This window comes from Synergistaceae bacterium DZ-S4, assembly GCA_025943965.1.
In the GTDB taxonomy this organism is placed as follows: domain Bacteria; phylum Synergistota; class Synergistia; order Synergistales; family Synergistaceae; genus Caenicola; species Caenicola nitritireducens.
The window spans coordinates 17,748-38,461 of record JAPCWD010000004.1; the positions used below are offsets into that span (position 1 = coordinate 17,748).

General features: G+C 51.0%; 17 protein-coding genes and 1 tRNA gene. 10 read left to right on the plus strand and 8 right to left on the minus strand.

What is annotated here, in order from left to right; all coding sequences use genetic code 11:
* Nucleotides 1-88: 88 nt before the first annotated feature.
* Nucleotides 89-1,627: an L-serine ammonia-lyase, iron-sulfur-dependent, subunit alpha gene (locus OLM33_03480; protein ID MCW1712733.1), complete on the plus strand. Its 1,539-nt coding sequence runs from the start codon at nt 89-91 to the stop codon at nt 1,625-1,627.
* A gap of 51 nt (nt 1,628-1,678) precedes the next feature.
* Here the strand turns inward: OLM33_03480 and OLM33_03485 are convergent, their stop codons facing one another.
* Genes OLM33_03485 through OLM33_03495 form a run of 3 tightly spaced genes read right to left on the minus strand, consistent with a single transcriptional unit; the run spans nt 1,679 to nt 3,998 of the window.
* Entirely contained in the window at nt 1,679-2,029 is a 351-nt protein-coding gene (locus OLM33_03485) for a hypothetical protein (protein MCW1712734.1), read from the minus strand.
* 19 nt (nt 2,030-2,048) lie between these two features.
* Entirely contained in the window at nt 2,049-3,029 is a 981-nt protein-coding gene (locus OLM33_03490) for a hypothetical protein (GenBank protein MCW1712735.1), read from the minus strand.
* A gap of 12 nt (nt 3,030-3,041) precedes the next feature.
* Nucleotides 3,042-3,998 carry a putative sulfate exporter family transporter gene (locus tag OLM33_03495; protein ID MCW1712736.1) on the minus strand — a complete coding sequence of 319 codons (957 nt, stop codon included), beginning with the start codon at nt 3,996-3,998 and terminating at the stop codon, nt 3,042-3,044.
* Between the two features lie 230 nt (nt 3,999-4,228).
* Between OLM33_03495 and OLM33_03500 the strand changes: the two genes are divergently transcribed.
* The 4 genes from OLM33_03500 to OLM33_03515 all read left to right on the plus strand — a co-directional run bounded on the left by OLM33_03500 (nt 4,229) and on the right by OLM33_03515 (nt 9,122).
* A complete protein-coding gene (locus OLM33_03500; GenBank protein MCW1712737.1) occupies nt 4,229-4,705 on the plus strand; it encodes an Rrf2 family transcriptional regulator in 477 nt (158 codons plus the stop codon).
* 43 nt (nt 4,706-4,748) lie between these two features.
* Nucleotides 4,749-5,987, plus strand: a complete 1,239-nt coding sequence (locus tag OLM33_03505; protein ID MCW1712738.1) for an OmpP1/FadL family transporter — start codon at nt 4,749-4,751, stop codon at nt 5,985-5,987.
* Nucleotides 5,988-6,183: 196 nt separating this feature from the next.
* On the plus strand, nt 6,184-7,845 hold the full coding sequence (locus tag OLM33_03510) for a phosphoenolpyruvate carboxykinase (ATP) (protein MCW1712739.1): 1,662 nt from the start codon (nt 6,184-6,186) through the stop codon (nt 7,843-7,845).
* Nucleotides 7,846-7,997: 152 nt separating this feature from the next.
* Nucleotides 7,998-9,122, plus strand: coding sequence for an aminotransferase (locus OLM33_03515; protein ID MCW1712740.1), 1,125 nt, complete (start codon nt 7,998-8,000; stop codon nt 9,120-9,122).
* A gap of 603 nt (nt 9,123-9,725) precedes the next feature.
* Here OLM33_03515 and OLM33_03520 read toward each other — a convergent pair.
* Nucleotides 9,726-11,198, minus strand: coding sequence for a sodium:solute symporter family protein (locus tag OLM33_03520; protein ID MCW1712741.1), 1,473 nt, complete (start codon nt 11,196-11,198; stop codon nt 9,726-9,728).
* 985 nt (nt 11,199-12,183) lie between these two features.
* Here OLM33_03520 and OLM33_03525 point away from each other — a divergent pair.
* Nucleotides 12,184-13,362, plus strand: a complete 1,179-nt coding sequence (locus OLM33_03525) for a coenzyme F420-0:L-glutamate ligase (protein MCW1712742.1) — start codon at nt 12,184-12,186, stop codon at nt 13,360-13,362.
* Nucleotides 13,355-14,089, plus strand: coding sequence for a thioesterase (locus OLM33_03530; GenBank protein MCW1712743.1), 735 nt, complete (start codon nt 13,355-13,357; stop codon nt 14,087-14,089). The genes OLM33_03525 and OLM33_03530 overlap by 8 nt, the downstream gene beginning before the upstream one ends.
* A gap of 15 nt (nt 14,090-14,104) precedes the next feature.
* On the opposite strand, the gene OLM33_03535 is transcribed toward OLM33_03530, so the two are convergent.
* Genes OLM33_03535 through OLM33_03545 form a run of 3 tightly spaced genes read right to left on the minus strand, consistent with a single transcriptional unit; the run spans nt 14,105 to nt 17,400 of the window.
* Entirely contained in the window at nt 14,105-14,644 is a 540-nt protein-coding gene (locus tag OLM33_03535; GenBank protein MCW1712744.1) for a nitroreductase family protein, read from the minus strand.
* Between the two features lie 12 nt (nt 14,645-14,656).
* A complete protein-coding gene (locus OLM33_03540) occupies nt 14,657-16,021 on the minus strand; it encodes an MATE family efflux transporter (GenBank protein MCW1712745.1) in 1,365 nt (454 codons plus the stop codon).
* Nucleotides 16,021-17,400: an MATE family efflux transporter gene (locus tag OLM33_03545; protein ID MCW1712746.1), complete on the minus strand. Its 1,380-nt coding sequence runs from the start codon at nt 17,398-17,400 to the stop codon at nt 16,021-16,023. Before OLM33_03545 ends, OLM33_03540 begins: the two co-directional genes overlap by 1 nt.
* 174 nt (nt 17,401-17,574) lie before the next feature.
* Here OLM33_03545 and OLM33_03550 point away from each other — a divergent pair, with 174 nt between their 5' ends.
* The 3 genes from OLM33_03550 to OLM33_03560 are packed head-to-tail and all read left to right on the plus strand — an operon-like array spanning nt 17,575 to nt 19,798.
* A complete protein-coding gene (locus OLM33_03550) occupies nt 17,575-18,933 on the plus strand; it encodes an MATE family efflux transporter (GenBank protein MCW1712747.1) in 1,359 nt (452 codons plus the stop codon).
* A 16-nt stretch (nt 18,934-18,949) separates the two neighbouring features.
* A complete protein-coding gene (locus tag OLM33_03555; GenBank protein ID MCW1712748.1) occupies nt 18,950-19,399 on the plus strand; it encodes a MarR family transcriptional regulator in 450 nt (149 codons plus the stop codon).
* Nucleotides 19,400-19,432: 33 nt separating this feature from the next.
* Nucleotides 19,433-19,798: a VOC family protein gene (locus OLM33_03560; protein ID MCW1712749.1), complete on the plus strand. Its 366-nt coding sequence runs from the start codon at nt 19,433-19,435 to the stop codon at nt 19,796-19,798.
* A gap of 740 nt (nt 19,799-20,538) precedes the next feature.
* On the opposite strand, the gene OLM33_03565 is transcribed toward OLM33_03560, so the two are convergent.
* Nucleotides 20,539-20,614, minus strand: a tRNA-Asn gene (locus tag OLM33_03565).
* Nucleotides 20,615-20,714 lie beyond the last annotated feature (100 nt).

A 20,714-nucleotide genomic window follows, 5' to 3' on the forward strand; every position in this document is an offset into this window, starting at 1 on the left:
TATTTAAAATTAATGACAGCAGAGAGCGAATGTGATATTTTTACTGGAACCAGCGACAGAATAGAGAAATATGGGGAGGCAATGCAAGATGACAACAGCCAGCATTCTGAACAACGTCATAGGTCCGGTAATGCCCGGAAGCTCAAGTTCGCACACAGCGGGCCCCTACCACATCGCAAAGATGTGCCGCAGCATGATGGGCGAGCTGCCGTCGGAGATATCATTCACCTTCGAACCGGCATCTTCGATAGCGGAGGTATATCACGAGCAGGGGAGCGACCTGGCCCTGATAATGGGTACCCTGGACCTTCCTCTGACCGACCCGCGGTTCAAGAAAGCGTTCGGCCTATTCCCGTCATTTGGTGCGGACATAAAGTTCATCATAAAAAGTTTTCCGGAGGCATGCCATCCGAACAGCATAAAGGTCGAAGCAAAGCTTAAGGACGGATCGTCATTTTCTGCCGTTGCCGACTCGACCGGAGGCGGTGCACTACTCTTCCGCCGTCTGAACGGATGGGAGGTCGAAATGACGGGAGACGCCTACTATGTTTCTGTCGAAGTGCCCGCAGAGAGATCAGCAGCAGTCAGAGCGATGCTTGAAAAGTATGGCAGTGTTGAAGTGGGCGAAAAAGAGGGAAGGGCGATGCTGCTTCTCTCGGCATCCGCTCCCGCGGACCCCGGACTCATCGAAAAGATCCGCTCTGAAGAGAAACCTTTCAGCTGTCTCTGCGCCATCCCCGTCTTTTTCCCGGTCAGGGGAGAGAGGCTATTCACTTCGGGAGAAGAGATGGTGAAATATGCCGAAGAGAAGGGGCTTACGCTGGGAGAGGCCGCGCTTGAGTTCGAATCGGCCCTTCTGTGCATGCCCCCGGAGACTCTTGATGCCGAGATGGACAGGCGTCTTCAGGTAATGATAGATTCAGTAGTCCTCGGACTTTCGGACGAAAGCCCTCAGATGTTTCTCCTGGATCCCTCTGCAAGGAAGATAATGGATGCGGAGAGGGAAGGGAGGCTTGCCCTCGGAGGGATCCACACCAGGGCGGCTGCGCGCGCAATGGCGGCAATGCAGGTCAACAGCGGACAGGGAATAGTATGTGCGGCTCCGACGGGCGGGTCTGCAGGTGTCATCCCCGGGATCATGGTAACGATGCTTGAGGACATGAAGATCCCGCGCAAAGATGTCGTCCGCTCAATGTGGGCGGCCGGGGCAATAGGATGGGTCCTTGCAACGAGAGGCACTTTCGCTGCCGAAGTTTGCGGATGCCAGGTCGAAATAGGCGCGGCCGGCGCGATGGGGGCAGGTGCCGTGGTCGAGGCTGTCGGGGGTTCACCCCGTGATGCCGCGGATGCTGGGGCGATCATGTTCCAGAACGCTATGGGCCTTGTGTGCGATCTGGTACAGGCGATCGTGGAGATCCCCTGCCACACGAGAAACGGATCCTTCGCGTCCCAGGCATTCATCTGCGCAGATATGATACTCGGAGGATATTACAACGCCGTACATATCGATGACACAGTGGACGCAGTTTACTCTTCGGGAAAAATGCTCCCCCTGGAGCTCCGCTGCACATCACTGGGCGGCATGGCAGTCACGCCAAGCGCCCTTTCTATGCAAAGAAAGAGATAAGCGCACTAAAAAACGGGGTTGTGTGATTTCTCACGCAGCCCCGTAAATTTTTTACATCCTGTTTCTCCATCGGTGGTTCCTGAAGTAATCTTTAGCAAAATCTTTTGTGCCCTGCGGGACCAGCGGTGGCTTTTCCTCGTCTATCCTGTAGTTTCTGTAATAGATCATAAGGTCGCAGCTCACAAGAAGTGCGTTGAAGGTATAGGGGAAGATAAGGAAGCTTCCGTCGTTCCTCAGCAACACCCTGGTTATCCCGGCGACATATCCGACAAAGACTATCGCGAGAAAGAAAAGGCTCTTGCCCTTTCTCGTCCTGCTGGTCCATGATTTATGGATAGAAGCCGGCCAGGCTGCCGCAAAACAGATCAGCATTATCGATTCAAGCGCACTGTCCCAGAACATGCTGATCTCTCCCTGTCTGCTATATTATGGTTCTCTGAGCAGGGTGAGCAATATCGGGAAGCAGTTCCCAGATAAGTTCCCTCTTCTCTTTTACATTTTCAAGCGCTTCCATTGAAACTGTCCATATCTCACAGGGGTTTGCGTTCTCAACAAGTTTTTCACCGAATTTCCCAAGTTCTTCGGCCAGTTCCGCCGCTTCATCTTCCCTCTCTGTTGTGAAGACAAGCCAGCTTACGCTGTCCTGTTCCTGTGTATCCCTGTCCACGTAGCCGGGGATCATCATCCGCCTCAGTGTGTTTAGCCAGAGATGGAATTTTGCCACAGAGGCAAGATCCTTTTCGATCTCCCCTTCAGGGAAGACGAAGAGGAACCTGTCCGTGTTGATCACTTTCATCCGGTCGTTTGGATGGCCTCCGAAATCCCTGTACTGCATGAAATCGTAGTGACAGAGGTAGAGCAGGTCGATGTTCAGCCTGCCGGGCTCCATTGAGTTCTCTTCACACCACGAACTCAGCCTTTCCGGGGTCACGAGGTCTGTCCTTCTGCCCTCAATAAGGGCAGGCTTGAACTCCTCATTTATCTTTTTGTATAGAGGAGAATCTGTATAGCTCCATTCCGGTGTCCCGTTACTGAAGGAAAAGAGCTCCTCTCCCTTTAGGTCAGGATAGAAATCCAGGTCCTGACCGGCATGATAGACTTTTATGCCCCACCTCTGAAGGTGTGCGTTGTCCAGAAGCAGGCGGAGCTTTGTCCTCTTCACGCTTCTGGCGGGATCAGTCGGTTTTGCTCCGGGCAGGCCTTCCAGAAAAAGTTCGTCCCTTGCTCTTTCAAAATCGGTCTTTCCTCTCTCTGTCAGGCTGTATATCCCGTCGAAAAGTTCCAGTGACCCTGAGCTGACAAGCTCATCAAGCCCCGAGGCATCCTCTCCCGCAAGTTCGAGCAGTTCGGCTGTCCAGCAAGGGTTCTGTTCGTCAAACATCGTTAATATTATCTCTGACATGAGTATCTCCCCCTAAATATTGATGTGCGGCATGAACCCTTTTATTACGGCTGTAAGAGAGAGCAAAGATATTATCAGCCAAAGGGTCACAGCCATAAATAAAGGCTTCAAACCGATCTTTTTTAATTTATCCCTGCTCAGGCCCGCTCCTATCAGGAAGAGTGTGCCTGTCATAATGTGCTTCCCGGCAAGAGCCCCAAAGCTCCAAAAGGCTTCAAGCGCGGGAAAAAGCGATCTTGCCGCAGCTGCAGCCAAAAATCCTATCAAAAACCACTGGAACGGAGCCTTGCTCTCAGACCTGTTGAGCTTTGCCCCTCCAAAAGCAAGAGGCAGTATCCACAGAGCCCGCGTCAGTTTGACGGTCGTTCCTATAGCCAGCGCCTCTGCCCCGTATATCGCCGCAGCCCCTACCACGCTGCTCGTGTCATGTATCGCAAGGGCGGCCCAGAAGCCGAATTGCTCCTGTGAAAGTTCAAAGAGACGGCCCACTGCAGGGAAGATCAGAAGGCCTGCTCCGTTGAGCAGGAATACTACCGCCATGGCCACTCCTGTATCCGACTGCGACGCACCTATGGATGGAGACATTGCCGCGATGGCGCTTCCCCCGCAAACAGCCGTGCCGGTGCTCAGAAGGATGGATAGGTCCCTCTCTACGCCAAAGAGCTTGCCAAGGGCCATTCCAATTATGAGGGTCAATGATATCGATATCATAGTGATCCACACAGAAGTGAGGCCCACCCTTATGACCGCGTCCAGATGCATCCCGAAGCCCAGAAGTATCACCGCGACCTGAAGAAGTTTCTTTGAAATTTTACCTGTCCTATCGGCTGCCGGGTTCCCTGCCCAGAGAGCCGCGGCAGAGCCAAGCAGGAGTCCCCATGCGGGGTTTGGCGTCAGCATAGAGAGCAGTGCGGCCGTTGCGAGCCAGTATACCGGGTTTGATGTGATATTTTTGTATTTACCGTCCAAAGCAGTGCCTCCGAAAAAAGCATCATTTTATATGTGATAAGTGTTGATTATAACCCTTAACCACTCAATTATGACATATTTTTGTCATGTGCAATATAAGGCTGATATATTTGCAAAAGATCAATTCCATAACTTTTCTATATAAATGTTGACCACGATTTAAAAATGGAATAGAATATCCGGTATTCCGTTATTGCAAGGAGGAGAACAAACTGAATCCCATCGTCAGCTTGCCGGATCCCCTTATCCTGGGTCTGCATGCTCTTGGAGAGCTTGCGAAGAACCCGGATAAATGTCTTTCCACACAGCAGATAGCAGCAGCTATTGGTTCAACGGAGCCGCATCTTTCAAAAGTCCTCCAGCGCCTTAACAAGGGAGAAATGGTCAAGTCCGTGCGTGGTCCCGGCGGCGGCTATAAACTCAATTGTGTGCCGGATGAGACTCCCCTTCGCAACATCTTTGAGCTTCTTGGCGGCCCCTTTGACTCTAAGGGCTGCGGACTTGACGGCTGCAAAAACAAAGTTTGCTTTATCGGCGCAATGATGAACGAACTGACAAGGGCTTTTTTAAGATATCTTGAGTCCAGGACACTGGCCGATTTTACAAAATACTACGATCATTCCATTCCTGTCGAAATTGAAATATCAGTTATTACGCCAAGCCTCGGCCAGAAACACCCGAATTTCAGCCACGTAAGTACCAAATAACAAATCATACAAAATAATTTATTCGAGGAAGGATTGAGTCAATTTGAAGAAGTTAAGAGGTCTTTTTTGTCTGCTGCTTTTCGCCCTGATCCTGGTGCCCAACGCAGCATTCGCCGATGGATTTGCTATCTATGAATGGTCTGCGGGAGGAGTGGCGATGGGAGAGGCCTATATGTTCGCAGAAGACGATCCTTCCCTGCTTGGATACAACCCTGCAGGCATCACCAAACTTCAGGGCAGCTGGTTCAGCGGCGGGATTTCTTACATCAACCCAAGAGGCAGGGTGGATTTCCACGGAGCGATGGCCGGCGGGCAGACATGGAGCAATACTGAAGCGCCGGGATATGTTCCCAACCTTTTTTATGTGAAGCAGCAAAATGATAAGCTCTGGTGGGGAATAGGAGTACTGTCCAGATTCGGTAACTCGACCGAATACGAACCAACATGGCCCGGACGTTACAACAGTTATCTGGCAAAAATTACAGGTGTTACTGTACAGCCAACTGTAGCCTACAAAGTCACCGATAAACTTTCATTGGCCGCCGGTCTTGATATTAACTATATAAAGCTTGACCTTAAGAAAAAGATACCTCAGGAAAAACTTTTAGGTGTTGCTGGACCTGATGTTGATTTTGAGCTTTCCGGCGACAATATCGCATTGGGGTGGCTCCTTGGTTTGAACTACGATATCACTGACTCGACCTCTTTTGCAGCAGTTTACAGATCTAAAATTAAGCAGAAAATGGATGCCGATGCAAACTTATCAATCCAGGCACTTAACACAGGTGCGCATGGCGAAGTTACTCTTCCCGACAGCTTTACATTTGGACTGGGGCACAGATTCAATGAAAATACAAGGGCTGAGATTGGTGCCACGTACACAAAGTGGAGTACCTATGACAAGCTTGAGATGGTTTTTGACAAGAATCTTCCCAAAAGCACAGACATAAAGGACTGGCGAGACGTCTGGCGTTATCAGGTTGGTATCGAACACAAACTCAACGATACCTGGAGCATCATGGGCGGTTATGCATACGACAACAGCCCGATGCCGGACGAAAGGATGGACTTCATGGTCCCGACGGGAGACAGGCAAACCCTTAGCATAGGCTTCAAGAGGCGCAGCGGGAACTCCGAGCTTGCCTTCGCCTGGGGCTACATGTGGATCCATGATAGGGTCGTCCCGGGAGCAAAATACAGCCCTGTCCCGACCGACTATGCAGATGTCCGCGACAACACGGCCCACATACTCTCTTTGAGTTATACAGTTCATTTAAAGTAAGGGTTTAATTTTTAAAAACAAGGAACGGTTTCGCCTTAAAGGCGGGGCCGTTTTTTATATTTATGTAAATTGTATGATTTGTACATCCACTCTTGCTAATTTTAATAATTGTTGTAAGCTATAGGCAGAGCGAGAAAAACGCAGCGGTTGTTTTTTTGTGCAAAAATATCATCATTTCCCGGGGAGGAAATTTCCAATGTCTACACAGGGACACTTCGTGGATCTTGAAAGCTTCAAAAAACTGAATGCCATTCCGATAAGGACAACGATCGAAACAGCTTTTTACGGGAACAACGTGGTCAGGATAAAGGATTTGAGCCATGCCTATGAACTTGCGAAGAGCAGTCCGGGAACAATAGAGCTTACCGGGATGCCCGTACACCGTCCGACGGAACTGGGCCTCCCTGAGGATGCCCACGTCCTGCTCTTCAACGACGGCGCCGTTTACGGCAGATGTGCCGCAGCCAGAAGGATCGTCGGTTACCCCAACGTATCGGTCCCTGAGTATGCGACCATTCTCCGCGAAGCTATCTATCACGCGCGCTTCAGAAAGTTTTACTCGGCAGAGGCAGTCATAGGCCTTGAAGAGGACTTCATGGTCAAGGCAAACGTAATGGCCCCCAAAGGCTTTGAAAATTCCATATACAATTGGATGTGCAATTTCCAGTATATGAACGACGAGTATAGGGAACGCTATGCCAATTCCAGGCCGCTTCCTAAGGACGGGGACCTCTTTGTATTTATTGATCCTGACTGGACTCACCCCGACTATCCCCTTGGCCTGGCCTTCTTCTCGCCGGAGCAGAACTGTGCCGCGATACTCGGAATGCGTTACTTCGGGGAGTTCAAGAAGGGGACCCTCACACTTGCATGGGGAGTCGGGGCAAGGAACGGCTACGCATCCTGCCATGGCGGCGTAAAGAGATACAAGCTGAAGGACGGCAGCGACAGGAAGTTCGTAATGGCGGTATTCGGCCTCTCCGGCTCAGGAAAATCCACCCTTACGCACGCCAAGCACAAGGGCAAGTATGATGTAACGGTACTCCATGACGACGCCGTAGTCATCAACGTCAAGGAGAAGTACGCGATAGCCCTTGAACCCGCATATTTCGACAAGATGCAGGACTACCCGATGGGCTGCGAGGACAACAAGTTCCTGCTGACTCTCCAGAACTGCGGGGCTGCCATAGACGCCAACGGCAAGTTCTTCGTGGTGAGCGAGGATATCAGGAACGGCAACGGCCGCGCCGTAAAATCGAGATTCTGGTCGCCTAACAGGATAGACAGGATAGACGAGCCGCTCAACGCTATATTCTGGCTCATGAAGGACCCCACCATCCCGCCTGTGCTGAAGATCACAGGACACTCCCTCGCCTCTGTGATGGGAGCTACTCTTGCGACCAAGAGGACCTCTGCCGAGAGGCTCGCCCCGGGCGTTGACCCGGATGCGCTCGTCATAGAGAGCTACGCCAACCCATTCAGAACATATCCCCTCGCGATGGACTACATCAGGTTCAGGTCCCTCTTCGAGGACGGAGTCGACTGCTACATACTGAACACAGGATCCTTCATGGACAAGAAGGTGGAAAAGAACACCACCATCGGCATATTGGAGGAGATCGTCGAGGGCAAGGCGAAATTCGTACCCTTCGGAGGGATCCCCGGGATCGAAGTGCTCAACATCCCCGGTTTCGATGTAGACTTCAAGAACTGGACCTTCAAGCAGCAGTTCATAAACAGGATGAACGACAGGCTTCAGTTCATAAAGTCCAGACAGACCGAGCTGGGCGGAATGGATGCACTTCCGCCGGATGCGCTGAATGCGATCCAGTCAGTCATAGACCATCTAAAAAAATAGCTAAAGGCGGGCGGAAACTGCATACGCCGGGAGTCAATCGGCAAGCAATTGTAAAAGCGGGCAGAGGCTCTCTCTGCCAGCCTTAACGACTGCTCAGCTATTGCTCAGCCACGCTTAGCTATTGTTGAGCCGTATTTAGAGGGGGGATCAGTGTGGAGATCAAAGCTTTTGAAGTCGAAGAGTGGATGAACAGGTACGAGGATGATGCGACATACAACATCGCGGAGACTTGTGTGGAATCCCTGAAAGTCGGAGAGCTTCTTGATATAGCCTCTATTGAAAGGGACGAATTCTTTGGAAAGCTTTCCGAGACAAAGCTGGCCTACGGGGCAATTCCGGGAAGCGTTGACCTGAGGGAAGAGATAACAAAGCTCTACCATAAAAAGAAGACGACCGACAACGTCATAGTGACCAACGGCGGTATAGGAGCGAACTTCCTTGCCCTCTTCACCCTGGTAGGCCCGGGAGACGAGGTGGTTGCGGTCTATCCCACATACCAGCAGCTTTACTCGCTGCCGGAGGCTCTTGGCGCGAAAGTAAGGCGACTTCGTCTGGAACCGGAGGACGGCTATCTGCCCGACATGAACAAACTGAGGACACTGGTGAAATCAAACACCAGGGCGATAGTGATCAACACCCCTAACAACCCGACCGGGGCATGCTTCGGCGAGGCGGTAATGAAAGAGATAGCGGCAATAGCGGATACGGTCGGTGCCTGGGTCGTATGCGACGAAGTCTACCGCGGTCTCGAACACGACGGAAGCTACTTAGTACCCTCCATAGCCGACATCTACGAAAAGGGCATCAGCACCTCCAGCATGTCAAAGGTCTACTCCCTTGCCGGACTGAGACTGGGATGGATAGCAGCAGATGAAGGCTTCATAAAGGAATGCTTCAAACACCGCGATTACAACATAATCAGCTGCGGGATGATCGACGATGCTCTTGCCCTGATCGCGCTTAAAAACAAAGAGAAAATTCTGGAGCGCAACTTGAAAATAGTAGTGGAAAACAAAAAAGTCCTCGCCGACTGGGTAGAAGGCACAGATGGCGTAAGTTTCGTTCTCCCCAATGCCGGAACCACGGCGCTGATCAAATACGACTACGATATGGGATCGGAGGATCTCTGCCGGAAAATGTTCGAATACAACGGCGCCTTCGTAGTTCCCGGAAGCTGCTTCGAATTCGAAAACCACTTCCGCATAGGCTATGCTCCGAAAAAGGAAGTGCTTGTCGAAGGACTGGCGGCTGTGAGCTCATTTTTGCAGCAATTGTGATTTATAGCGGCGCTAACTTAACAAAGCTTGCGGAGCCTTCCTTCGACGTATGCCCAATACGCCTTCGGAAGGCTCCGCTGCGCGTTGTGTCGTTATCACTCGCTCTAAATCCCAATTGCGATATTGCTGTTGACTATCGCAAAAAACTAAAAGCGCGGCGCTGACTTAGCAAAGCTTGTGGAGCCTCACTTCGACGTATTAAGTACGATGGCGAAGTGCGGCATGAAGATGCCGCGGGAAGCTGCGATTCCATCGCCGCGAAGCGATTGGGAAGCGGTTGTTAAAATCTAAGGACCAACTGATTTGCAATCGATTCCCTACTGACTCCCGCCGGATGTTTTTCCGGCAGATCCTGCGTTGTCCCCGAGTGCTTGTATCGAGAGCGATTTATGCATTCGGGAACGACGGAGAGGGGCCAAGGTCATCAATGAATTAAGGTCCAATTCACCGCAGCTTGAAAAGCTGCAAATTCTCCGCGATGCGAAGCGATGCAAATTCACCGTCGCGCAGACGCGACAAATTCACCGCAGCCCAGAAGCTGCAAATTTACTCGCCCCTACAACCGCTCACCATCGCTTCACGGCGATAAAGATCGCCGCTTCACTATCTAATGGGCATATCCTCTTCGGCCGCGGACCCGGAAAGTGCGGGCATCGTGAAAGTTCCCTTTTTGGCAAAAATTGCAAACGAAATAAATGATGCCGCTACTCCAGGAAGTATGGGGTGTATGGCCCCTATTATCCCGGGGGCGTAAAATCCGGTCATGCCCATTGACGTGGGTTTGTAGGCCAGGAGATACCACGCTGTAGTACCCGCGAGGCCCCCGATCGAGGACATCAGTGCCGCAGAAGATCCTGCCCTGGGTCCCTGAATAAGAAGGGCAAGATAAGGGACAAGGATCGAGCATGCCAGTATGGTCCAGCTTGTGGCGCAGATAAGGGCGATGATCGAGGAGCTTTTCAGTGCGAAAACCCCGCTGCAGACAGTGCAGAAGATGACGACGATCCTCCACGACCAGCCGGTGAGGTGTTTTTTGAATACATCCCTGCCCAGGCTGCCGCTTGCTATATGCAGAAGTGCGGATGCTGTGGAGAGAGATGCCGATACTATCGCGAGGGCAAAAAGCTGCTGACCGAATACCGGAAGAAGTTTATGTACCAGCGTGGGAAGTACAATATCAGGATTTGTTATCCCGGGTCCCAGGATCAGCCTTGAAAGCGCGCTTGCAAAGTAGGCTCCGCCGACCACGACAGAGAGCGCAAGCATAGCCAGCGGAGCAGCTTTTCTTGTCTCTTGGGTGCTCTTGAGGGCGAAGTGTCTCTGTATCATCTGAGGCTGTGCCCAGATGCCGACCGATGTCACTATGGTAAGGAAGATAATATTGAGCCCGGCAGGACCGCTGCTCAACGCCAGAAAACCGTTGTTTGCAGCCTCTGTAGGAGGAAGCGCCGCCAGTGCCTGGAGACCTGTTATCGGACCGCCAACCTCTCGAAGCAGAGAGAAGAGAAGGGCACCGACTCCGACTATCATTACAAGCCCCTGGAAGGCTTCAGTGTAAAGAACGCCCCTCAGCCCCCCCCAGACGACGCTTATCCCTACAACGGCCACAAGGAGGGCAAGCGCGGTGTTTGTGGAGATAGGCAGTACTCCGGAGACCATGACTGCTGCGCCTTTGAATACTGCTGAACCGTAAATTATAAGCAGTACTGTCGATATGAAGCCGAGGAATACCTGCAGCTTCGGGGTCTCAAATGCCTTTGAGAGGAATTCAGCCGGTGTTTTTGAATTAAGCTTCCTCTGCCACAGCCTTGTAGGCCATGCGAGGTAACGGTAGACGAACCATGTCCCGAGCCAGACGTTGCCCGCCGCGATCAGGAGCATCTGCATCCCGAAGATGTAACAGAGGCCGCCGAACCCGACCAGCGCCACAGCAGAAATATATGTGGCGACATATGCAAGGGCCTGAACAGCTACGCCAACTTTTCCCGGAAGCAGCGCGTCCCTGCTTCTTGAGTATTTGGCTATAAGGACAAGGAGTACAGCGTATCCGATCCAGAGGGGGGCAAAAGTAAACATTTTATTTCACCGACCTGATGATCTTCATTATCGACCATGCCGCACTCCACAAAAGCGAAGCCCCTGAAACTATTACCCACATATCAGTATTTAACATTTATAATTCCTCCGATCAATTTTTTACATTTGGTATAAAATGCAGATCCGTGTGATCAACAAAAAAGGACCGCCGGCCCTCGGGTCGGCGGTCCTTGAAGTGTCATCCAGCAGAAATATCCCTATGCTGACTCAGACTTCGCAGAAAACACCAATAGCCCCGAGGCGTGATCGCAGCGAGGATAAGAATATGCGTAATAATAGGAAACGTTTCTGAACATATCAGCCGGCATTTTCGCGAGCCTCCTTTGTTTTTTGAAGTCAGATCTTATAATGATTGCACGAGATAATACAGCCACTTCCCCCTTGCTGTCAATAGCAATTGGGATTTATAGCGGCGCTGACTTAGCAACGCTTGCGGACTCTCGCTTCGACGTATTGATATACGCCTTTACGAGAGTTCGCTGCGCATTGCGTCGTTATCATCTGTTCTATATCCCAATTGCCCCTCCCCGTCTTCCCGGTATGCCTTCGAGCCGGGATCCACTGTCTCTGATTTTGACCTTGATTTCTATTCGTAGAACAACATATAAACCCTATGGATCCCGGCTCGAAGGCATACCGGGAAGACAATAAAAAGATAAGGCATACCGGGAAGATGATGGTGAATGAGTCTGGGAATGACGGAGAGGAGGGACAGTGCCTGTACGGTGGGGATTTTGAACCTCCGTGGCCTATGGCCGCAATTCTCCGAACCTGCCCCCGCCCCTTACGACGGCTCAGCTACTGCTTAGCGACCGCTTAGCCATTGCTCAGCTGTATTTAAGAAACGACCGCTTGCCTACAGCTTGCCAATTGCTTGCCGACCGCTCGCCCATCCCTAGGAAGTTCATGGTAAAATACATAGTTGGTTTTTATAAAATATGCCCGTTTTGGGAGGAAAGATATCATGCGCTATGTTGGAGCAGCTTCCAGAGGTATCCGTCTGCCGGTAATAACTAAAGGTGCAGATCTGATAAATATAATTTCCGATACGATCGTTGCCGCATCTGAAAATGAGAGGGATCCGTTCGTTATCAGGGACAGTGATATAGTTGGAGTGACGGAATCACTTGTTGCACGGTCTCAGGGAAATTATGTGACCCTTTCTGATATATCTGAGGATGTAAAAAAAAGGGTCCCGGAAGGTGATGTCTCCATCATTTTCCCCATATTGAGCAGAAACAGGTTTCATCAGCTGCTCAGGGGGATAGTGAACGGTGTCAGGGGCAAGGTTCGTGTATTTCTCTCCTATCCATCGGATGAAGTTGGCAACCAGGTCATTGATCCGATGAATTTTTACCTCAACAGTGACAGACTGTCCTGCGACAGCTTTGATGAAAAAGAGTATTACGAGGTCTTCGGGGAATGCAGACATCCCTTTACCGGCGTCGATTACGTGCAGCTTTACAAATCGATAGACCCTGAAAAGGTATCCGTACATTTCGCCAATAATCCCCTTGCTGCGCTCAGTTTCTCAAATACAGTGATAGTGGCAAGTATACATACCAGGAAGCTCCACAGGGATATCCTTGAAAAAGCAGGGGCAAATGTGATCTCGCTTGATGAGATATGCAGCTCACCCATAAGGGATGGGGCAGGCTTCAACGAGCAGTACGGCCTGCTTGGATCCAACTATACAAACGACAACTCTGTGAAGCTCTTCCCACGCGATTGCGATGCCTTCGTGAGAGAGCTCCAAAAGGAGCTTTTTGACCGCACGGGCAAAAAAATTGAGGTGCTCGTTTATGGGGACGGGGCTTTCAAGGATCCCGTCTGCGGAATATGGGAGCTTGCGGATCCCGTGGTCTCGCCCGGCTATACCGACGGACTCAGCGGGATGCCTAAGGAGATAAAGTTCAAGTACGTGGCAGACAACGCGGGGGACAAGGACCCCTCCGACGCTATCCGAGAGGCCATCGAGTCAAAGGGCGAGATGGACAAGTACGGACACTGCACACTCGGGACCACGCCAAGACGCATGACTGACCTCATTGGCTCCCTCTGCGACCTAACTTCAGGCTCAGGTGACAAGGGTACGCCCGTCGTCTACATTCAGGGATACTTCGACTGCTACCTGGATGACTGATCTCGAAAACCAGATCCCCTTCAGCGGGATCGACCCGAAGGGCAGGCTTAAATTCGGTGTGCTGCTGGAAATGTTCCAGGAGATGGCTGACATCGATGCCTCAAAATACAACCTCTCAGTCAGGCAGACCCTCGAGCACGACGTTACCTGGGTCCTGAGGAAATACCGCATCGACCTGGAGAAATATCCGACTAAAGATGACGGGACGATAAGGATAAAGACCTACGCCGAACCCTTCCGCAACCTCTATTCGCTGCGTTCGTACAAGCTCTGGAACGGAGCGGGAGATTTTCTCGGCTCAGCCTATACGTGGTGGGTGCTCCTGGACCTTAAAAGGGAAAGACCGATCCGCCTTGACAAAAGCGAGCTGATGACGGGCTTCATGGAGAGGGTCTCGGAAGTGCTTCCCGAGGACGTGAAAGTACCGGATCTTACAGATCCTCAGATTGAGGAGAAGTGGAAGGTCCGCTGGCAGGATCTGGACGTCAACGACCACACGAACCACGCGGTCTTCTTCAGCTGGGCGCTGGATACTGTGCCGGATAAAGTCAGCGAAGGGCTTGCGCCTGTTCATGTGGAGTCAGAGTTCTTACACGCCATACCGCGCACCCGGGTGCGCTGCCTCACTCAGGAAATGCCCTGCAGTGAGGGCAGGCGTTTCCTGCACTCACTGCGGCACATGGAAGATGATACAGAATATGCCAAACTGAGCTCACTCTGGAAATAGAGTGAGCTTTTTCTTTTAATCGATAAAACGGACTATCTCGCTGAGTTCTTTCCTGTTTTTATCCCTTATCTTATCGTCCGACGGATAACCGAGGGCAATTACCGCCCGTACAGTGTCTCCCCTGGGGATGTTGAGCAGTTCCTTAACATCACTGTCCTCAAAGGTTCCCATTATGCATGTTGCAAGGTCTGATTCTGCAGCCTTCAGCGTGAAGTGCGCTATTGCTATGCCGATGTCGCCATGGGCAAAGTGTTTGCAGCTCCATCTCTCAAGCACTCCCGGCATAAGTTTGGGGCATTCATCTTCACTGACTGTTATAAGCACCGGAGCCGCGTCTGCGAATTTGTTTCCTCCCACGATCTGCAGAAGGTTGGCGAGCTTCGCTTTCGTTTCCGGTTCAGTGACCACTGTAAATTTCCATGGCTGGCTGTTGCAGGCCGACGGGGCCAGTCTTGCGGCATCAAGACATTTGCTTATATCTTCCTTTGTCACAGGCTTTGTCTCGTAGCTCCGGCAGCTTTGCCTTTTCAAAATTATTTCATCCAGTTTCTGCATACGTTCATCTCCTTATGAAAGTTTAAGACTTTTCCATCTTCCGCTTCTCAGATATATTATACCTATGGTGATCGAGAGCAGTGATGACATGGGGGTCGCGAAGCCTATGCTGAAGAGATCTGCTCCTGGAATTTTGCTTAAAAGCCAGGTTGCAGGAACTCTTATCAAAAACGCGGCCATCAGGTTGTTGACCATGCTGAACCTCGTGTGCCCGCATCCGTTGAAAAATCCGTTGAGGCAGAAGACGAAACATACAAGGATGCAGTCGATGCTGAACGACTTCAGGTAGAGGGAAGTCGCTCTTATCAGCTCTATATCAGGAGTGAATATTTTTATTACAGCCGGAGAAAAGAACTGAAGCAGGGCAAACGATATCACTCCGAATATCAACGTGACCGAGATCCCGACGTATAGACATTTTATTGCCCTTTTGGGCCGGCCGGCCCCCATATTCTGCGAGACCATCGCAGAGATAGCAGCTGAAAAGGCGATGGGAGGGAGCATTACAAACCCGTTTATCTTTGAGGTGATACCGATGGCAGCGGATGCGACAACGCCACCCATCACACTTACAGTGGCCATTATGAACATGAATGAAACTGTTGTCATTGACATCTGGACAGACATAGGCAGCCCTATTTTGAGCAGGTTTTTAAGTTTTTCTCTCTTGATGCGGAAACTGTCGAGCTTGAAGTCGAAATGGAAACTTTGTTTTTTCAGATATATAACAGCCAGGACTGCGCTCAGCCCCTGGGAGAGTATTGTAGCCAGTGCAGCGCCGGGAGCGCCCATTTTGAAGACAGCGACCAGGATCAGATCGCCTATGACGTTGCAGACTGATGCTATGGCAACGAAGACAAGCGGACTTTTGGAATCCCCGAATCCCCTCAGCATAGCGCTGAGTGCGTTGTATGCAAACATAAAAGAAATGCCCGCGGAGCTTATGAAAATATATCCCTCTGTCTGGGAGACTGCCTCAGGGGGAGTCTGAATAAGGCTTACCAGAGGCTTTACGGCAGCAAACATTATCAGGGTCAGAGCAATGCTTACAATAGCAAAGAGAGTAAACATTGTCCCTATAGTCTCTTTGATGTCAGTATCTGATTTTGCACCGAAATATCTGGCGATCAGGATCGTTCCTCCCATTGAAAGACCGATTATGACGCCGTTGATAAGGAACATGAATTGGCTTCCTATTGCGGCGGCCGAAAGTCCCGCCGCGTTTGTGAAGTGCCCGACTATCACTGTATCGACCGCTCCATAAAGTGCCTGGAGAAGGTTCGCAGACATGTAAGGGAGCGCGAATTTTATAAGCTGCGGGGTTATATTTCCCTCAGTCAGAGATCGTTCCTTAAAACGCAGCACGCCTTCAGCCATCAGGAAAGTTGTTCTTTTTCAAGCCTGTTCAGCTTTTTCATGAAAAAGTAGAGGAAGGGGATGCAGGTGAGGAAACTCAGTATGTCTGATACAGGCTGTGTTATCTGTACTCCTGTTATACCGAACAGCGGCGGCAGGATCAGTATAAGGGGAAGAAAATATACCCCCTGCCTGTTGCATGCAAGAAAGGTAGCTCTTGCCGCATGGCCCGTTGACTGAAAAAGCATGTTTGTCGATACGAAGAGGGGCTGCAGGATAAGGGCGGAAAACTGGAGCCGCATTGCCAGAGTCCCTATCACGATGACCTCCGCATCCTCTCTCCTGAACGCCGATACGATCTCAGGCGCCATTATAAAACCTGTCACTGCGGTCACCGCCATTATCATCAGTCCTGTCTTTACGGTGAACCAGAACGCCTCTTTGACCCGGGCGTAATTCTTTGCCCCGTAGTTATATCCGGAGACCGGCATGAACCCCTGTCCGAGGCCGATCATCATTGACATGACAAGCATGAAGGTCCTTCCGACGATCGACATTGCTGCGACGGCAGCGTCACCATATGCAGAAGCAGCGACGTTCAGCGCTACTGTCGCAATGCTTGCGAGTCCCTGTCGGCATAGAGAGGGAGTCCCAAGGGTCAGGATATCAAAGAATTCTTTCGGTCTCCTTGAAATGTTTCTGATGCTGATCCCTATGTCGCTCTTTCTGAATATGAAAACAGACAGAAGTATCGAAAAGCTGATGCACTGGGATATGAGCGTTGCGATAGCAGCCCCGGATATGCCAAGACCGAACTTGAAGATGAATATCGGGTCAAGCACGATATTGAGCAGAGCTCCGAAAACAAGGCCGACCATTGCAAAGGCTGCCTTGCCCTCGGCCCTCAGTACATTGTTCATGACAAAAGAGGTGCACATGACCGGTGCACCAAGGAGAATGTACATCGCGTAGCTTTTAGCGTAGGGGAGGATGGTCTCCGTAGAACCGAGCTTAAGCATAAAATCATCAAGAGTAAAGAGTCCGTAAATGGTGAAAATCAGGCCTGACCCGAAGGCCAGAAAAAAAGAGCTGGAGGCATACCTGCTCGCAGCCTCGGTCTCCCTGGCACCCAGCTTTCTGGATATCATGCTGGCAGCGCCTGTCCCGAAAGTAAAACCTATAGCCTGAAAGATCGCCATTATCGAAAAGACTATGCCGACAGCCCCGCTTGCACTGGTCCCAAGCCTTGAGACGAAGAAGGTGTCTGCAGTGTTGTATATCGCTGTGACAAGCATACTTATAACAGTAGGCACCGCGAGCTTTATGACCAGTCCCGGCACCGGAGCGGTCGTCATTTTAAGATGCTGTGCATTATTCAAGTCTGTAACGAGATCTTTCATTTGGTACCCCGCTTCGCATATTTCAGTTTCTGAACAGAACACTCAGTCAGGTTAGCATTTTATCTTTATTACTGCAATCGACTTTATTGCCCATTCGGAGGACTTGACAAAATAATAAAATATTGTAATATCCATATACGGATAATCTGTAATCGGATAATTGGAGTTGTTACCATGTTGGCCCTCAAAGCCAAGAACTATAAGGATATGTCCCTTCTCTTCTGCAGGTTCGTGATCCCTGCACTTGCCTCGCAGCTCTTAAGCGGTGTTTACACGATAGTTGACGGATTCTTTGTTGGTATCGGTGCGGGAGAGACCGGCCTCGCCGCGATAGGCGTTTCCTATCCCTTCACCCTGTTCGCAACAGCAGCGGGCGCGGGGATCGGTATCGGAGGCGGAGCGCTGATATCCATAAGCAGGGGAAGGGGACGGACAAAGCTTGCCGGGAGGATACTAAGTTCGATGATGATGCTTATGATCATTTCATCCCTTTTGATATCCCTCTCTTTCTGCATCTCCCTGCCTAAGCTGGTAGGGTTCTTTGCCCTGTCGGAAGAGCTTTCGCGCCTCTCACTCGTCTACGGCCGGATACTTCTGCTATTCTCCTTCACCCAGATATTCACTATGGGACTGCTTGGAGCTGTCAGGAACGACGGATATCCCCGCAAGGCAATGTACATAATGGTCTCGGGATTTGTTCTCAATATAGTTCTTGACTGGCTGTGGGTGCTTGTATATCCCTTCGGGGTCGCCGGAGCGGCCTGGGCGACAGTCCTCTCGCAGCTGCTGACCGCGGTCCTGCTCTTTCTGCATTTTGCCGGGGACTGCTCCAACGTCAAAATGAGATGGAAGAACATGTGGGGATCGCTTGCATTTGCCGAGAGGATAACTGCAATGGGCGTTTCGCCCTTTGGGGTGCAGCTGGCGGCTGCAGTCACCATGATAATGCACAACAGGCAGTCCCTTGTCTACGGAGGGGAGATCGGGCTTGCGGCATACTCTGTGATAAGCTATGTGATCCCTGTTGGGATAATGCTGCAGGAGGGCGTAGCAGAAGGAATGCAGCCGCTGATAAGCTATTACCACGGAGCTTCGCTGCCCGCCCGGAGACAATTCACGGCAAAAATGGGCTTCTCGTTCGCGTTCGGGATAGGGCTGCTATGTTCAGCATTATTGGTTCTCTTCGCCCGGCACATACCGGGCTTTTTCTCAATGAGCGGGACAACGGCGGCCATAACTGTCAAAGGGCTGATCCTCGCTTCTCCTATGTTCCCCTTTGTCGGGATAGTGAAGGTTGGAGCATCCTATTACCAGTCAGTCGGACAGGCAGGACACTCCTCGCTCCTTACTTATTCGGACCCGATGCTGATCCTTCCCTTCTTTCTCTGGCTGCTGCCCATGTTCTGGAAACTTGACGGGGTCTGGCTCTCAATGACCTTTGCAAATGCGGCTCTCTCTGTTATCTTGATAACTGTATGGGCCTTTGCATCGGGGTGGGTATCAATACCCCTCCCCGCCCACAAAAATATATAGGGGGCGATAACGGCATATGAAAAATAGGGACGATAAAGACATAAGGATGCTTCTGGAACTCTCGGACCTCTGGCGCCGTTATGACCGGGCATATACGTGCTGGGCACAGAAGCACGGCATTTCCAACAGTGCCATGACGCTTATCGAGGAACTGTACATGAGGCCTGAGGGGGTAGAGCCCGCGGAGGTGGCTGACTACCTTGGAATACCGCGGCAGACGATGACTGCGACACTCGACGCTCTGGAAAGAAAGTCCGTAGTGGGCCGCTTCCCTCATGAAAAGGACAGGCGCCGTAAGGTGATAAGGTTCACTCCTGAGGGGAAGATCATGGCGGAAAAGCTTGTAAACGACCTTCACGAATGGGAGATGAAGGCCCTCTCTTCCCTGAAAGAGACGGAACTTGCAAGGGCGTTCAAAACAGTGAAACTTTTCTGCACGGAACTTGAAAAGGGCCTTAAGGATTAAGGGCCGATAACGACAATAAGAAGGGTGATATGTGTGAAGTCAAAATTTGCTCACTTCAATTTCAACGTCCTTGACCTGAAAAAAAGCATGGAGTTCTACGAAGAAGCCCTGGGCCTTAAAGAGGTAAAGCGTGTCGAGAAGCCTGATTTTACCCTTGTCTACCTTGGTGACGGAGAGACGGATTTTCAGCTGGAATTGACGTACCTGCACGACAGGACAGAAAAATACGATCTCGGAGAAGCTGAATTCCACCTTGCGTTTACGGTAAAGGATATCCAGGCAGCCCATGCCCACCATGAAAAGATGGGATGCATCTGCTATGAGAACAAGGATATGGGGATCTATTTTATCGAAGATCCGGATGGGTATTGGCTGGAGCTTGTCCCCCTCCGCAGATAGGAATTGGAATTTATAGCGGCGCTAACTTAGCAACACTTGTGGAGCCTTCCTTCGACGTATTGTTATACGCCTTCGGAAGGCTCCACTGCGTGTTGCGTCGTTATCACTCGCTCTAAATCCCAATTCCCGGCAATTGGGGCATCTCGCGGCGCTAGCTTAGCAACACTTGCGGAGCCTTCCTTCGACGTATTGATATACGCCTTCGGAAAGCTCCGCTGCGTGTTGCGTCGTTATCACTCGCTCTAAACTCCAATTCCCCGCAATTGGGGCATATCGCGGCGCTGACTTAGCAAGGCTCAAAATCCTTCACTTCGACGTATGACTAATACGTCTTAGTTCGAATTTTTTCGCATTGCGTCGTCATCACTCGCGATCTGCCCCAATTGCGATATGGGTACTATGGTAAAAACTTAAAAAACGCGGCGCAAGTCCGGCAAATTCACCGCCATGCGAAGCGAGCAAATTCTCCAGCGAACATGATTCGTAGTTCGCGAATTCTCCGCGGCCAGAGGCTGCAAATTCTCCGGCTGATGTTCTCTCCGCATGCTGTTTCCCACCCGCCCTGGGAATTGGGGCAGATCGTGGATAATGACGACGCAATTTGCGGTGCTCCGAACTGAGACGTATATCAATACGTTGAAGTGAAAAGCACCGATGTTGTTAAGTCAGTGCCGCGAGATGCCCCAATTCCAAAAAAGAAGCAACCTGCATCAGGCTGATGCAAGCTGCTTCGGAGCGTCTGGCTCCTCGACGAGGACTCGAACCTCGAACCTAGTGGTTAACAGCCACCCGCGCTGCCGATTGCGCCATCGAGGAATAGCATGCCGAGAATCTGAAAACTCGACGCAGAGTATTATAACATTGATTTTCGTTTTGACAACCACCCTTTCAAGTTTTTAGGGATATACTTTGTCTG

What these genes read in the sequence shown, in the direction of transcription:
- OLM33_03520 (MCW1712741.1), bottom strand. Translation starts at nt 11,198, where the DNA reads ATGTTTACTTTTGCCCCCCTCTGGATCGGATACGCTGTACTCCTTGTC.
- OLM33_03485 (MCW1712734.1), bottom strand. Translation starts at nt 2,029, where the DNA reads ATGTTCTGGGACAGTGCGCTTGAATCGATAATGCTGATCTGTTTTGCG.
- OLM33_03550 (MCW1712747.1), top strand. Translation starts at nt 17,575, where the DNA reads ATGTTGGCCCTCAAAGCCAAGAACTATAAGGATATGTCCCTTCTCTTC.
- OLM33_03530 (MCW1712743.1), top strand. Translation starts at nt 13,355, where the DNA reads ATGACTGATCTCGAAAACCAGATCCCCTTCAGCGGGATCGACCCGAAG.
- OLM33_03535 (MCW1712744.1), bottom strand. Translation starts at nt 14,644, where the DNA reads ATGCAGAAACTGGATGAAATAATTTTGAAAAGGCAAAGCTGCCGGAGC.
- OLM33_03545 (MCW1712746.1), bottom strand. Translation starts at nt 17,400, where the DNA reads ATGAAAGATCTCGTTACAGACTTGAATAATGCACAGCATCTTAAAATG.
- OLM33_03540 (MCW1712745.1), bottom strand. Translation starts at nt 16,021, where the DNA reads ATGGCTGAAGGCGTGCTGCGTTTTAAGGAACGATCTCTGACTGAGGGA.
- OLM33_03510 (MCW1712739.1), top strand. Translation starts at nt 6,184, where the DNA reads ATGTCTACACAGGGACACTTCGTGGATCTTGAAAGCTTCAAAAAACTG.
- OLM33_03525 (MCW1712742.1), top strand. Translation starts at nt 12,184, where the DNA reads ATGCGCTATGTTGGAGCAGCTTCCAGAGGTATCCGTCTGCCGGTAATA.
- OLM33_03480 (MCW1712733.1), top strand. Translation starts at nt 89, where the DNA reads ATGACAACAGCCAGCATTCTGAACAACGTCATAGGTCCGGTAATGCCC.
- OLM33_03555 (MCW1712748.1), top strand. Translation starts at nt 18,950, where the DNA reads ATGAAAAATAGGGACGATAAAGACATAAGGATGCTTCTGGAACTCTCG.
- OLM33_03490 (MCW1712735.1), bottom strand. Translation starts at nt 3,029, where the DNA reads ATGTCAGAGATAATATTAACGATGTTTGACGAACAGAACCCTTGCTGG.